Below are 14,263 nucleotides of genomic sequence, written 5' to 3' on the forward strand. Positions count from 1 at the left end.
ACGACGCATATGATCAGTCTCCCCAAAGATAAACAACGCGGCCATTGCGCTGGATGCCTGTGAGGGGGTGCCAGCTCTCGAAGAATATCCGTCGGATCAGGAGAGAACAAGGGTAAAGCCGATCTTGCTCAATTGCGACGTCGGAACTGAACCCAATCGAAGTGGCGAGTGCTCAGCCGGTGATGGTGAGCGGTTCTATCCGCGCCGCGCAGGACACTCGTTGCAGCGGCACGTCAGCCTCGGACACGCGATTATTCCGGCCGGTGTCATCACACCAGTCAACGTTATGCGGGTAAGCCTCAACCGCTGCTTTCCCTGTCGCGGCCTCTTCCGGGACCTCGAACGAATAGCTGAAGCCGCCGGCGTCGTTCATGGGTGCGGTTGTGTCGATAATCTTCCGGCCAAGTGAGTCGGTGACGATTACCTGAATTTCGGCGCTCCCTCCGTAGCGGGGATCGCACTCAGCATCCTGCGCGTGGACCGTCACCGTTTCGCCGATTTCGACGGTTGACGGGCTCACCGAATGTGTGGGCGGCATGCAGGGCGGAGCGCCGGGGCCGAAAGTGCTGCACCCAGTCAGGGCGATACCCGCGCCGATCAAGCCGGCCGCGAGCATCGCCGCTGACCGCCGGGTCAGTGTGTGGTGAGACATTCGGAGTCGCATCCCCATCTGACCATTATGGCGCTGATCCGCCCTATTGCTTCTGCCAGGCTCCGCAGCGTGTGGTGTTGAAGTCCTGCCCTTCGACGAGTATCACCGTGGGACGGCCGCCACCAGGGATGTCGTTCTGCTGTATGTCATCGCCGTTGGTGCCGCTTGTGTAAATCGCCCAGTAGCAGGAAGAACCGACAGCTTCTTTCGTGCGGTACGTTCCCGGCTCTAGGTCGACACCAACCGTCCAGGTCCCCTCAGTGATCGTGTTGGCCGCCTGCTGAACTTCGGCTCCGGAGACCGCTTCCTCACGCTTTTTCACAGCGGCTTCGGCTGCCTTCACCTTCTCCTGCGCCTCCGCGGCTGCGGCTTCGCGTTTCTCAACCTCTGTGCGTTCGCTGTCTACCGCACGCTCACGATCCTTGATGTCCCCGAGCAGTTCTGCGTATTTGCCTCGCACACTCTGGTAATCCTCTTCGAGGCTGCTCAGTGAGGCATCGAGCTCCGTCTTCTCGGAACTCAGGGACACATACTCATCGCTCTGTGTTGGATCCGGCAGGACCGTCCCGAATGCAGCACCGCCGCTGAAGAGGACGACGGCGGCTGCACCAACAGCGATCCACCGTGCCCGTGAGTTGGAGGCAACCCCCTTGGCGCGCGTCGGCGTTTCCCCCGGCGCGGCCGGGGATATGTCCTGGCCATCGTTGGCCGGAGTCTGTTCATCAGGCATGTCTGGTCGTCCTTTCATTGAGTCAGTCGGCGCAGTGCGCTCGTGAGTAGAAGGCCGGCCGCGGGATGGGAAACGCCCCCACCCATCTCCCATCCCGCGACCGGGGTCAGGGCACCCGTGTCCAGGTGGTGGTCTGGAACCGCCCGCACCGTGAACACGGCGGCAGAGCATCGTCAGGATCGTTGAGCGTGATGGTGTGACCGGATTCGTCTCGATAGGAGCCGATGCCCGGCTTCTCTCCAATTGCGTACATGGTGTTCCCCTCCTGTAGCTGTTGGGAGAAACGGTAGGGGTATTTCCTGCCCGCTCATCATGAACACTTGATAACCGCCGTTATCAGCAAGTTGGATAGATAGGTCTCCTCCAGCACGTACACTCAAAACCACCCAGCGTCGCGCCCGGGAAGGAGCAGCGTGAACACCGAAACCCTGGAACAGCGCATCACGCTCTCCGACGTTGCCCGGCTGGCCGGCGTGCAACGTCCGGTCGTTTCCATGTGGCGCAGCCGCAGCAAGGACTCAGCCTTCCCTTTCCCGCCGGTGCGCGGGAACTCCAAGGGGCGTCAAGTTTTCGATGCCGGCGACGTGGTCGACTGGCTCACAGCCACAGGGCGGGGAAACAACTCAAACGCAGTCGACGACGTCGGTGCCTTCACCTTCGCTGCCACCTTCCAAGCCTCTGAAGCGGCAGAGCTACCCGGGTGCACGGCGCTCATTACCCTGCGGGAAGTACTCGGGCACCCGCTCGCGGACATGTCGGCTGCGGACCTCGTGGATGCAGCTGATGAGGTGGATCCGGACGACGCGTTCCTTTTCTCTGAAGTCCAGTTCCTGGAGCGGGCAGGGAGCCTGATCCAAACTGCTGCTTACTGCGACAACCTGGTGCACGCGGCCTACAGCAACACGGCCGCTTTTGAACAGCTGATCCAGGAGAAGCGTCGGTTGAATCTCCGCGAGCAGGCAGCAACTGCCCTGGCTCCAGGTGCTCTTGAACTCCTTGCCTCCTCAGCCCTCGAGCTCGGGAGCCCGGCGGCGGACGGCACCTTGGTTGATCCTTTCGCGAGCGCCGGAGACGTACTCCCCGCCGTCCTTCGACGCGCACCGGAGGCAGCGCCGATCACTGTGCTGAGCCCTCTCTTGGATGATCACGCGGTTCGTCTGGCACACCGGCGGTTGCGGCTGCACGGCGCCGTGCACCGGCCGCTCACCTCTGACCCGCTGGAATTCCCGGAAGGGTCCGTCATAGTGGCGCAGTTCCCCTCCGAGCGCAATCCCTCCATGACGCCGGCTGAGATGCTGGCGAAGGTCGAACTGCTTGTCGATGCCATGGACAACACCAACCGCGCACTGGTGGTCGCGCCGTCGTCGGTGCTGTCCGACTCCCTCCGTCACCGCAGTGAAGACCGTCGGCGCGCCGACATTCTGCGCTCCGGCCGGGTGCGGGCCGCTGTGACGCTTCCCCGGGGGCTGGTGCGGAACAAGCCGCGGCAGCAGTACACGCTCTGGGTTCTCGGGCAGGATCACCATGATGTTCCGCTCGCTGACCGTTGGACGCTGGTGGCCGATCTGACCGCGCACACGCTCGACGACGTCGTCATCCAGGACCTTGTCGGCGACCTTGCCGCGGCGATGGGAAGCCGCCGGGACGTCTTTGCGCACTCCTTCCGGTTTGGGCGGATCGTGCTGACCCGGTCGCTTCTGACCGCACGGGGGTCCTTGACCGGCGCTGCCTTGAGGCCGCGCGGCACAGCGAGCGACCCCGCAGGAGCCCTGGCCCGCATCGATGCCCTTGCCGAGTCGTTGCAGAACGAAGAGTCGCTGCAGGACAATCCCGGGTCGTCTCTGTCACTCACCGCTGCCGTGCGAAGCGGAGGGAAGGAACTGCCGCCGGTTCTTATCGGAGACGCGATCGCAGCCAAGAGTCTGCGGTATTTCCCGGGCAACCGAATCGACGGTGAGCATTTCTCGGGCACCACCGGCGTTCGCTTGCTCGGTGTGCCGGAGCTCCTTGGGGAACTCGAGGACGGAACCCGGCGTATCGGCCAGCTGGAGCTTGCTTCCACCTACCCATCGGCACGCCGGACGGAACCTGGCGACGTCGTGTTCTGTACCTCGCCCCAAAACGCGGCCATGGTGGATGAGGAGGGCGGCGCCGTCGTCGTCTTTCCTGCCCGGGTGCTGCGGATCGACGAAGGCGATCCGGGCGGCCTGGTGCCGGAGCTGGTGGCACATTCCCTCCGCGGCGGGAAGGGGCCGGACTGGCGGAGTCGGGCGGTGCGCCGCGTGTCGGATGCTCAGCGGCAGCAGGTGCGGGCGGTGTTGGGCAGACTGGAGCAGGAGAAGCGTCGGGCGCGAGAGCGGCTGGCCCGGATTGAAGAGTTGGCCGGTCTGGTCCTGGAGACGGACGGCATTGAATTTATGGATATCGAAGAGAGCGGAAGGTAGGGCCCGGTGCCACCGAAGAAGAAGGTCGACGCGACGCCGTCCACCATGAAGGAACTGAAGGACACGCTGTGGAAGGCGGCTGACAAGCTGCGCGGCTCAATGGATGCGTCACAGTACAAGGACGTGATCCTGGGACTGGTGTTCCTGAAGTATGTGTCGGACGCGTTTGAGGAGCGGCGGGGACAGATTGCTGCTGAACTGACGGCCGAGGGTTTTGACGAGTCGCAGATCGCTGACCTGCTCGACGACATCGACGAGTACACCGGCCGTGGCGTCTTCTGGGTGCCGGCCGAGGCGCGCTGGCCGTTCCTGGCCGAGAACGCGAAGGGGCTGCCGGCGTTCGATGGCGCTCCGGCAAAGTCGATCGGACAGCTGATCGATGAGGCGATGGACGCCGTCATGACCGCTAACCCGTCGCTCGCGGCGACGCTGCCGAAGCTGTACAACCGGGACAACGTGGACCATCGCCGGCTAGGTGAACTGCTGGACCTGTTCAACTCGGCGCGGTTCACCGGGCAGGGTGCCACGAAGGCGCGCGACCTGCTGGGCGAGGTGTACGAGTACTTCCTCGAGAAGTTTGCCCGGGCCGAGGGCAAGCGGGGCGGGGAGTTCTACACACCGGCGGGCGTCGTGCGGGTGCTGGTGGAGGTGCTGGAACCGGACCACGGCCGGGTGTATGACCCGTGCTGTGGTTCGGGCGGCATGTTCGTGCAGACGGAGAAGTTCCTGGACTCGCATAACAAGGAGGGCTCCAACATCTCCGTGTACGGGCAGGAGCTGAACGAGCGCACCTGGCGAATGGCGAAGATGAACCTCGCGATCCACGGGCTGAACGGGAATCTGGCGTCGCGGTGGGGTGACACGTTTGCGCGTGACCAGCACCCGGATCTGCAGGCGGACTTCATCATGGCGAACCCGCCGTTCAACATCAAGGACTGGGCGCGGTCGGAGAGTGATCCGCGGTGGAAGTTCGGTGTTCCGCCAACCGGTAACGCGAACTATGCGTGGATTCAGCACATCATTTCGAAGCTGGCGCCGGCCGGCAGTGCGGGCGTGGTGATGGCTAATGGCTCGATGTCGTCGAACTCAGGCGGCGAGGGCGATATCCGGGCGCAGCTGGTCGAGGCCGACCTGGTGTCGTGCATGGTTGCGTTGCCGACGCAGCTGTTCCGTTCGACCGGCATTCCGGTGTGCCTCTGGTTCTTTGCGAAGGACAAGAGCGCCGGTGCGGTTGACCGGTCCGGGCAGGTGCTGTTCATCGACGCCCGGAATCTCGGTCACATGGTCGATAGGGCCGAGCGTGCGCTGTCGGATGAGGACATTGCTCGCATTGCGAATGCGTACCACTCGTGGCGCGGATCGCCGTCCGGTGTTGAGGCGGGGTTGGAGTACGACGACGAACCCGGCTTCTGCAATTCTGTTTCGTTGGCGGAGATCAAGGCAGCGGACTACGCGCTGACCCCTGGTCGGTACGTTGGCGCGGCTGAGGTGGAGGACGATGGCGAACCGATCGAGGAGAAGATCGAGCGGCTGAAGAAGGAGCTGTTTGAGCAGTTCGACGAATCGGAGCGTTTGGCTGCGATTGTGCGGGAGCAGTTGGGGAGGGTTTCGTGACGGCTCTCCGCACAATCGAGGAAGTATGCGCCCAAGTCGTCGATTGCGAGCATAAGACAGCGCCGATTGACCCGGAGGGTGAATACTTTGCTGTTGGCACTCCCGCCATGCGTGGGAACGCAATCAATTACGAAGAGTCCCGGAGGATCTCGAAGGACACGTTCGTCAAGTGGACCCGCAGAATGGCGCCGGAGCATGGCGACCTCTTGTTTGCTCGCGAGGCTCCGGTCGGACCGATAGTGATGATTCCTGACACAGGTAACATCGCGCCGGGTCAACGCACCATGCTATTGAGACCAGACCCCAAGCAGATCGACAGCCGGTTTCTCTACTATCTGCTGACATCACCCAAGCAACAGGAACTACTTCTATCCCAAGCATCCGGTTCCACGGTCGCCCACCTCAATGTTGCGGACGTTCGTGCGTTCGTTCTCCCCCCGTTGCCTTCCGTCGACGAACAACGTGCGATTGCTGAGGTGCTAGGCGCGTTCGATGACAGGATCGCCGCCAACACCAAACTCGCGTCTACTTCCGCAGATCTCGCTGGCCTCATTTACGACACTGCTGTCTCGTCTCGAGGGACGCAACCGATGAGCCATGTACTCACGCCGATTCTAGGCGGGACCCCTCCACGGGCCAACCCTGCCTACTGGGAAGAGGAGTATCTTTGGGCATCCGCTCGGGACGTTACGTCGGCGCCCTTCGGCATGATCGTGGACACCGCCGAAAAGATATCGAACGCTGCAGCGACGACCACCAAGGCAAAGCCTCTTCCCGTCGGGAGTGTCATTCTTACCGCGCGTGGAACAGTAGGTGCAGTAGCCCGGCTAGCGGTCCCGTCGTCGTTCAATCAGTCCTGTTATGGATTCGTACCGGGTGCCTTGCCGCCCGGGATTCTCTACTTCTCAATTCTCAGAGCAACCCAACGAGCCAAGGCGATCGCGCACGGATCAGTATTTGACACCATCACCATGAAAACGTTCGATCACCTTGATATTCCCGTGTTGAGCGAGACCTCGGTCGAGACGTTGGAGTCCAGGATCGGACCGCTTCTGGATGTCGTTTCAGAAGCAGTCAAGGAGAACGCAACGCTCGCTCGTACCCGCGACGCCCTCCTCCCCCAGCTCATGTCCGGCAAGTTGCGAGTGAAGCATGCCGCCGACGTCGTCGGGAGTCTCGTCTGAATCCCTTCCAGCACAGAAACTGCCCGCAGGAGCAGGATCGCCGGTTCGAACCGGCGATCCTGCAGCTGCGGGACGTTTCTGAGTGCGAAGTGGCCGTATATCCAACCCTGGAAGTGTCAGAACCGCGGGATAGCTTCGAAGGATCCACCCCGATCCCTTCGAATGGAGCACCCGATGACCGTCCCTGAGAACAACTCGACCAACACCGCCTCAGAGGTGCCAGCTTCATTCCCTGCCACACCGGCACGATCAACTATGCCGAGTTGGTATCCAGAGCTGCTCGACACGGTCGCCGGTCGCGTATCCGCGGGCCGTAACCGTGCCGTCGCTGCGATCAGCCACGAGCTTGTCTGTAGTTACTGGTCAATCGGGAGGGACCTACTTGAGCGGGAACAGCTTGAGGGCTGGGGAACCAAGGTTGTTACTCGTCTGTCCAGTGATCTGCGCGAGCGCATTCCAGGTGCCAAGGGGTTTTCACCGAGAAACCTGCGATACATGAAAAGCTTCGCCCAAGCATGGCCGGATTTCTCAATGTTGCAACAGGCTGTTGCAACATTGCCCTGGGGCCACAATGTGATCCTTCTCGACAAAATCCGTGATTCCGAGACGCGCCTCTGGTACGCCGGCAAGGCCGTCGAAGAAGGCTGGTCGCGGAACGTCCTTGTCCACCAGATCGAGAGCCGCCTGTACGAGCGCTCCGGTAAGGCTGTCACCAACTTCAAGGCGACCCTGCCGCCGTCGGACTCGGATCTTGCCCAGCAGCTAACAAAGGATCCGTACGTCTTCGACTTCGTCGCGATGACCGATCGGCGAAATGAGTCGGAGCTCCAACACCAACTGGTGCATCACGTTCAAAAGTTCCTGCTGGAGCTGGGCCAGGGTTTCGCCTTCGTAGGCGAACAGGTACGGCTGGTAATTGGGGGCGACGAGTTCTTTGCCGACCTGCTGTTCTACAACTTCAGGGTGCGCTCTTTCGTTGTAATCGAGCTCAAGGCTGGCAAATTCAACCCCAGCTACCTGGGTCAACTCGGCATGTACATGGCCGCCGTCGACGACCTGCTTGCGCACCCCGATGACAAGCCCACGATCGGTCTGCTGCTCTGCAAGGAGAAAAACAACGTGGTAGCGGAGTATGCGCTCCGGGGTTACTCAGCACCGATTGGTGTGGCTGAATGGGAAGCAGAGATCGTGGAGTCGCTTCCTGAAGAGTTCGCCTCGAGCCTGCCAAGCGTCGAACAACTGGAAGCAGAACTGGCCGACGACGGTCCACCAGCATGATCACCAGGGGGAACAGATGACACTGCAGACCAGCTACACCGAAGCCGACTGGGAAGGCCTCACCCTCGAGGTCCTCGCAGAACCGCTCGGTTGGGAACCCAAGGCCGGCGAATACGTCGCCCCCGGCTCCGGTGAACGGGATACCTGGGACGAGTTGCTCATCCGCCCCCGCCTCCTCGACGCGCTCCGCCGTCTCAACCCCGATGTCCCCGCCGAGTACATCAAGCAGGCACTGGCCGACATCGCCTCCCCCAAATCGCAGGACGCCCTCACCGAGAACCACCGCATCCACCGGTTCCTCGTCGAGGGCTACCGGCTCAGCTACATCGACTCCGACGGCACCGAACAGAACCCCACGCTCCGCCTCATCAGCACGGAGCCCACCGACAACAACTGGCTCGCCGTCAACCAAGTCACCCTGCGGCAGGGCGATTACCGCCGCCGCCTCGACGTCGTCCTCTACTGCAATGGCATGCCCGTCAGCATCCTCGAACTGAAGAAGGCCGGCAGCGCCCATGCCGACGTCGGCGGTGCCCACGCCCAGCTTCAGACCTACCTACGCGAATTCCCCATGGCGTTCCGGTTCTGCGTCTTCGCGCTCGTCTCGGACGGGATCATCGCCCGCTACGGCACACCCTTCACCCCGTTCAACCACTTCTCCCCCTGGAACGTCGACGACGACGGCAATCTCGTCAAAGCCGGACAGATTATCGACGGCGAACCGATGCAGCCGCTCGAAACCGCGCTCCTCGGCCTCTACGAACAGCTGCGCTTCATCCAACTGACGACGTCGTTCACCGCCTTCGATGAGGGATCCGACGGACTCTCCAAACGCATCGCCAAACCGCACCAGTACTTCGCCGTCACCAAAGCCGTTGGCAGCACTGTCCAGGCCGTCGAGAGCAACGGCAAGGCCGGCGTCGTCTGGCACACGCAGGGCTCCGGCAAGTCGATGGAAATGGAGCTCTATGCCAACCAGGTCGGCAGGCATCCGCGGTTGCGGAACCCCACCGTCGTAGTCATCACCGACCGCAATGAACTCGACGGACAGCTGTACGAGACGTTCGCACGCAGCCTGCTCCTGCCCGGCACCCCGCAGCAGATCCGCAAGCGTTCCGAGCTGCGCGAGGAACTGAGCAACCGCACCACCGGCGGCATCTACTTCACCACGCTGCAGAAGTTCGGACGCAGCAAGGACGAGCGCGACGCCGGCCACGACCACCCGCTGCTGTCCGACCGGCGCAACATCATCGTCGTCGTGGACGAGGCCCACCGCAGTCACTACGACGATCTTGACGGCTACGCCCGCCACCTCCGCGACGCCCTGCCCAACGCCACGCTCATCGCCTTCACCGGAACGCCGATCTCCTTCGAGGACCGCAACACCAAGGAGGTCTTCGGCGAGTACATCGACATCTACGACCTCTCCCGCGCAGTGGAGGACGGCGCCACCGTGCCCGTCTACTTCGAGCCGCGGCTGATCAAGGTCAACCTCGCCGAGTCCGTGACGCAGGAGGACCTCAACCTCGCCGCTGACGAGGCAACGCGAGGCCTCGACGATACGGAACGGGCGCGCCTTGAGCAGAGTGTCGCCGTCGTCAATGCGGTGTATGGGGCGCCGGAACGGATCAAGTCGCTCGCCGCGGACCTGGTGGCGCATTGGGAGGACCGGCGGACGCAGATGACCAAGTTCATCGACAAGCCCGGCAAGGCCCTGATCGTCGGGGCCACGCGGGAGATCTGCGCGAACCTGTATTCGGCGATTGTTGCGCTGCGGCCGGACTGGCACTCGGATGACCTCGACAAGGGCCGCATCAAGGTCGTCTACTCGGGCGATGCCACCGACGTTCCGCCCGTCAGCAACCATGTCCGCCGCGACAGCCTCAACGCGTCGATCAAGGAGCGGCTCAAGAACGTCGACGACGAGTTGGAACTGGTGATCGTCAAGGACATGATGCTCACCGGGTACGATTCACCGCCCCTGCACACCCTGTACCTGGACCGGCCGCTGAAGGGTGCGCTGCTGATGCAGACGCTGGCCCGCGTGAACCGCACGTTCCGTGGCAAGCAGGACGGCCTGCTGGTGGCCTACGCTCCCCTGGCGGACAACCTCGCCAAGGCGCTGGCCGAGTACACAGACACCGACCAGGCACAGAAGCCGATCGGCAAGAACATCGACGAGGCGGTGGGCATCGCTACCGACCTCGTCGAGCAGCTGCGAACCCTCCTCGCTGGCTACGACTGGAAAGCAGTCCTGCACCGCGGCGGACCGAAGGCCTTCCTGAATGCAGTCACCGGGGCGGTCAACTACCTGCGCGACACCGGCACGCCCGGCAACAAGCCCGACGACGACGGCGACACGCTCGCTGATCGGTACCGTCGCATTTCGGGACAGTTGGCGCGAGCGTACGCGCTCTGTTCCGGACGGTTGACGGAACTGCGGCCGGAGATCCAGGTGTACGAGGAAATTCGTGTCTGGATGGCGAAATTCGACGCCGAGGACCGGCAGTCTCGCGGCGAACCGATCCCCGCTGATATTCAGCGCATGCTCAGCGAGTTGATTGCGACGGCAACTGCATCCGGTGAGGTGGTGGACATCTATTGGGCGGCGGGAATGCCGAAGCCGTCGCTGGATGATCTGACGCCGGAATTCGTTGCAGCGACGCGGCACGCGCGGAATCCGCAGCTGGCTATTGAGGCGTTGCGCAAGACCCTTATTGAGGAGTCGACGAGTGTTGCGCGCAACAACGTGGTGCGGCAGCGTGCGTTTGCGGAGCGGATTGCCGAGCTGATGAACAAGTACACCAATCAGCAACTGACATCGGCGGAGGTCATCGCGGAGCTGGTCGAGATGGCGAAGGAAGTGGCTGCAGAGTCGAAACGCGGGGAGCGCTTTTCGCCCCCACTGAATGATGACGAACTCGCCTTCTACGATGCCGTCTCGCAGAACGAGTCCGCGGTGCTGGAGCAGGGCGACGATGTGCTCGCGAAGATCGCGCGGGACCTCGTCGAGGTGATGCGCCGCGATGTGCGGACGGACTGGACTGTGCGTGATGATGTCCGGGCCAAGCTGCGGTCTTCGATCAAGCGGCTGTTGGTCAAGAACGGGTATCCGCCGGACAAGCAGCCTGGTGCGATCAAGTTGGTGATGGAGCAGATGGAGTCGATGGCGCCGCGGTTTGCGGAGGCGCGGGGGTAGCGGTTCACAATTTCAGGGCTCAGGAACATCAGGCCCTCAGGTCGAAGGTGCTGCATGATGCGCCGTTCCGCGCCTGATCCACGGTCGTCCTGATCATGGCTGGCGTATGCTAGCGCGCATGGGAATGGTCCCTACGAAGTTCTGGCGTAACCCCTCGGTGACCTCACGGAAGGCTTCCCGGTGAGGGCCTCCGTGCCGGCCGCTGTTCTGGGCCCACTGCTGCTGATCACCGGCTGCACCGGCAACGGCGGCGAAGTGACCGGTCAGACGCAACAGACGCCTTCCGGGTCCGCGAGTTCATCCAGCGCGCCGAGCGCTTCCATTTCACCGAGCCCGTCGAGTTCACCGAGCACGTCGAGCACGTCCCCGGGAGCCGTGGAGTCCGCCCCGGAAGTACCGCCGAGCAGCCCACCGGCTACTCCTAAGTCGCTCACTCCCGAAGAACAGATCGCGCTGAATCAGAACCTGATCGACGCTGCGTGGGAGAACAACGTCGCCGAAGCCAGCCGACTCATCGAGGCCGGTGCTGACGTCAACTACGAGGACGAGACTCAACAGAGCGCATTCCTCATCGCGGCAAGTGAGGGCTACCTCGAGCTGCTGGAGCTGACCTTGAGCAACGGTGCGGACGTCCACGCGCTCGACAGTTTCAACGGCACCGCTCTGATCCGCGCCGCGGAGCGTGGCCACGCGGACGTGGTGCGTAGGCTGCTGGAGACCGATGTGGACGTTAACCACGTCAATAACCTGGGCTGGACCGCATTGAACGAGGCGATTATCTTCGGCGATGGCTCGCCCCGATACGTGGAGACCGTGCAGCTGCTCGTCGACGGCGGTGCCGATGTGAGGTCTCCCTCCCAGGGTGATGGTCTGACGCCTTTGCAGCAAGCCACTTCTCTGGGCTTCGAAGAGGTCGCCGCCGTTCTGCGCACAGCGGTGGAACAGTAGAGCGCAGGCTCGGTCGTCGTCGTTCCTCACACCCGACCGAGGACGTCGATATCCTCCAGGAATTGCCGGTGCACCTCTTCGCTCACGGTGGTCCGCGTGTCCTCGATCGCGTCCAGGTAGTCCTGGGTGGCCGGACCCTTGGTGGTTCCCTCCGTGGCTCCACCGCCACCGTTGCCATAGACCGCTTTCTCAAGCGCCCGTTGGGAAGCGCTCCGCGCGGCGTATTCAATGTCTGCTGGAGTGAAGCCATCGGTGCGCCGCACCAGAAGGGGCACATCGACGTCGTTCACCACTGAGGTAGGAATGAAACGCTGCCACATTGCCTCGCGCGCCTGCTGATCCGGAAGTCCGATGGGGATGACGTAGTCGAAGCGTCCGTGGCGCAGGAACGCGGAGTCCAGGGTGCGGATGAAGTTCGTGGCACAGATGAGGAGCCTGCCAGGCTGTTCACGGAAGGCCGGAATAATCTTCAACAACTCGTTGGTGACGCCCTGCAGCGGAGACGGCGGCTCACCCGACCGATGCGAGGCAATTTCCTCGACCTCATCGATGAAAACGACCGCGTGCTCAAGCTCCGCGACCTCCAGGAACGTTTCTCGCAAGGCTCCCGCGAGTCCCTTGGAATCGGAAGCCAGCCGCGAGGGGAATATCTCCACGAAAGGCCATTCAAGCCGTGAGGAAATTGCTTTCGCGAAAGTCGTCTTGCCGGTGCCCGGCGGACCAAAGAGAACGACGGCGCGTGGAGGCACTACCCCGAATTCGTCAGCCAGATCCGCTTTGGCCAGGGGCAACACCAGGCGCCGCTCCAACAGTTCCTTTTCCTTGCGCATCCCGGAAACGTTCTCCCACAGGCCGCGTGCAAGTACCCTGCCTCCCAGTGAACTCAGCGGTTCGAGCTCCTGCCGCTGAACCGGAATTTTCCGCTCGAGATAGCGCAGGTTCTGTTTCAGGCTGAAACCCCGGGCAAGGAATGCTCCCACCCGAGTTTCAGCTTCCGGCATCAGCGCCGACAGCTTGTTCAACCCGTGCGGAGCCATGCGGGTTTCGACGCCGGCGAGCAGCGCCGTTCCGATTCCGCTGCTGCGGTACTCAGGCAGGACGGCCAGAAAAACGATCCACCCCTGATCATGCGCTGCCCTCCCGACGGCGGCGCCGATCACTTGATCGCCCTCCACCGCGACAACGGCATAATCCTTCTCGCACGATGCCAACACTTCCGAAAGCGCATAGACGGATTCGGCGCTTGCAGCTTTGGCAGACTCCCAGAGGTGCAGTATTCCGTCCAGATCGGTGGTGTGAAAGTCGCGGACTCGCCACTTGGTCATGATGCACCTTCCTTGGTGGAGGCAACGCGTACCTATACTCTCCAGCACGATGACGCCATCTGTTGGTGAAATCTCGAAGATGAAGTCGTCTTTCTTCGCGAGCTGACCATGACGGGCGATTAGGGGGCCTTGGACCGGGCACAGCCTGCCCGCCGGTCGTTCAGACTACTCTTGACGCCGAACTTGCCGCCGGGCGACCATAAAGCATCATTTCTCCTGGGTCTCCTTATTGATGGCGGTCATTCATGTCCTGGGACTTTCTCCAAACGCACTGGAGCTCTCGCCTGGCCGGGCCCTCCGCTCTGGCCGGCGGAGCCTTGGGCTCACTCGCGATAGTCCTCCACTCCCTCCAACCGAGCGGCTGCGTCGGAAGTGAGTGCGGCGCTCAATCGATGCGGACTGCGTCAGGTCTTGTCACCGGCCTTGGTTCTGTTGCGGCCATCCTCGTTCTCATTGGGATCATTGGGTTGACCTTCAGGGCACGTCTATCCGGACGTCCGCCGAGGCTCATGCACATCGGGCTGGGATCCGCCGCCCTGGGCTTTCTGGTGCTGCTTGCAGCGGTCTTTCTCCAGGCCGCGTTCTTCGATGGTGACTTTTCCGGCATGCCCTACTTCGTCGTCGTCGGCATGGTGGCGCTCATTATCGGGTTTGTGCTGATCGGCATCTTCATCCTCCGCTCAGGAGTGCTACCGCGGTGGATCGGCGTCTTCCTTGTGGTGAGCAGCGCACTGCTGCTGGTGGCAAACGAACAGACCTCAGCAGTCCTGTTTGCCGTTCCGTTCCAGCTCGCGATTGCGTCGGCAGGCTACGTCATGTGGACGGCAGACAGGCGGGAACGTAAGTCTTCGCATCCCGGATCGCTGCGTGTGAAAGCACGGTGAAGGGC

11 protein-coding genes are annotated in these 14,263 nt (G+C 62.6%); 7 read left to right on the forward strand and 4 right to left on the reverse strand.

Annotated features, from left to right (window positions below; all coding sequences use genetic code 11):
• Positions 1-172 precede the first annotated feature (172 nt).
• The 3 genes from ACZ2GY_RS14220 to ACZ2GY_RS14230 form a co-directional block, all read right to left on the reverse strand.
• Positions 173-652, reverse strand: a complete 480-nt coding sequence (locus ACZ2GY_RS14220; RefSeq protein WP_471672187.1) for a hypothetical protein — start codon at positions 650-652, stop codon at positions 173-175.
• 43 nt (positions 653-695) lie between these two features.
• Positions 696-1,382, reverse strand: coding sequence for a hypothetical protein (locus tag ACZ2GY_RS14225; protein WP_471672188.1), 687 nt, complete (start codon positions 1,380-1,382; stop codon positions 696-698).
• A gap of 106 nt (positions 1,383-1,488) precedes the next feature.
• On the reverse strand, positions 1,489-1,635 hold the full coding sequence (locus ACZ2GY_RS14230; protein WP_157358971.1) for a zinc ribbon-containing protein: 147 nt from the start codon (positions 1,633-1,635) through the stop codon (positions 1,489-1,491).
• Between the two features lie 160 nt (positions 1,636-1,795).
• Here ACZ2GY_RS14230 and ACZ2GY_RS14235 point away from each other — a divergent pair, with 160 nt between their 5' ends.
• The 6 genes from ACZ2GY_RS14235 to ACZ2GY_RS14260 all read left to right on the forward strand — a co-directional run bounded on the left by ACZ2GY_RS14235 (position 1,796) and on the right by ACZ2GY_RS14260 (position 12,049).
• Positions 1,796-3,826 (forward strand): hypothetical protein, encoded by a 2,031-nt coding sequence (locus ACZ2GY_RS14235; RefSeq protein WP_471672189.1) that lies wholly within the window; start codon positions 1,796-1,798, stop codon positions 3,824-3,826.
• Between the two features lie 6 nt (positions 3,827-3,832).
• A complete protein-coding gene (locus ACZ2GY_RS14240; protein WP_471672190.1) occupies positions 3,833-5,440 on the forward strand; it encodes a class I SAM-dependent DNA methyltransferase in 1,608 nt (535 codons plus the stop codon).
• Positions 5,437-6,624, forward strand: a complete 1,188-nt coding sequence (locus ACZ2GY_RS14245; RefSeq protein WP_471672191.1) for a restriction endonuclease subunit S — start codon at positions 5,437-5,439, stop codon at positions 6,622-6,624. The genes ACZ2GY_RS14240 and ACZ2GY_RS14245 overlap by 4 nt, the downstream gene beginning before the upstream one ends.
• 174 nt (positions 6,625-6,798) lie before the next feature.
• Positions 6,799-7,902 carry a PDDEXK nuclease domain-containing protein gene (locus ACZ2GY_RS14250; protein WP_471672192.1) on the forward strand — a complete coding sequence of 368 codons (1,104 nt, stop codon included), beginning with the start codon at positions 6,799-6,801 and terminating at the stop codon, positions 7,900-7,902.
• A gap of 16 nt (positions 7,903-7,918) precedes the next feature.
• Positions 7,919-11,101 (forward strand): type I restriction endonuclease subunit R, encoded by a 3,183-nt coding sequence (locus ACZ2GY_RS14255; RefSeq protein ID WP_471672193.1) that lies wholly within the window; start codon positions 7,919-7,921, stop codon positions 11,099-11,101.
• Between the two features lie 180 nt (positions 11,102-11,281).
• Positions 11,282-12,049, forward strand: a complete 768-nt coding sequence (locus ACZ2GY_RS14260; protein ID WP_471672194.1) for an ankyrin repeat domain-containing protein — start codon at positions 11,282-11,284, stop codon at positions 12,047-12,049.
• A 26-nt stretch (positions 12,050-12,075) separates the two neighbouring features.
• Here the strand turns inward: ACZ2GY_RS14260 and ACZ2GY_RS14265 are convergent, their stop codons facing one another.
• The gene (locus ACZ2GY_RS14265) at positions 12,076-13,374 is read right to left on the reverse strand and encodes an ATP-binding protein (RefSeq protein WP_277357443.1); all 1,299 of its coding nucleotides are present in this window, start codon (positions 13,372-13,374) and stop codon (positions 12,076-12,078) included.
• 392 nt (positions 13,375-13,766) lie between these two features.
• Between ACZ2GY_RS14265 and ACZ2GY_RS14270 the strand changes: the two genes are divergently transcribed.
• Positions 13,767-14,258, forward strand: a complete 492-nt coding sequence (locus tag ACZ2GY_RS14270) for a hypothetical protein (RefSeq protein WP_471672195.1) — start codon at positions 13,767-13,769, stop codon at positions 14,256-14,258.
• Positions 14,259-14,263: the final 5 nt, after the last annotated feature.

The organism is Arthrobacter sp. KKT183, from assembly GCF_055657625.1.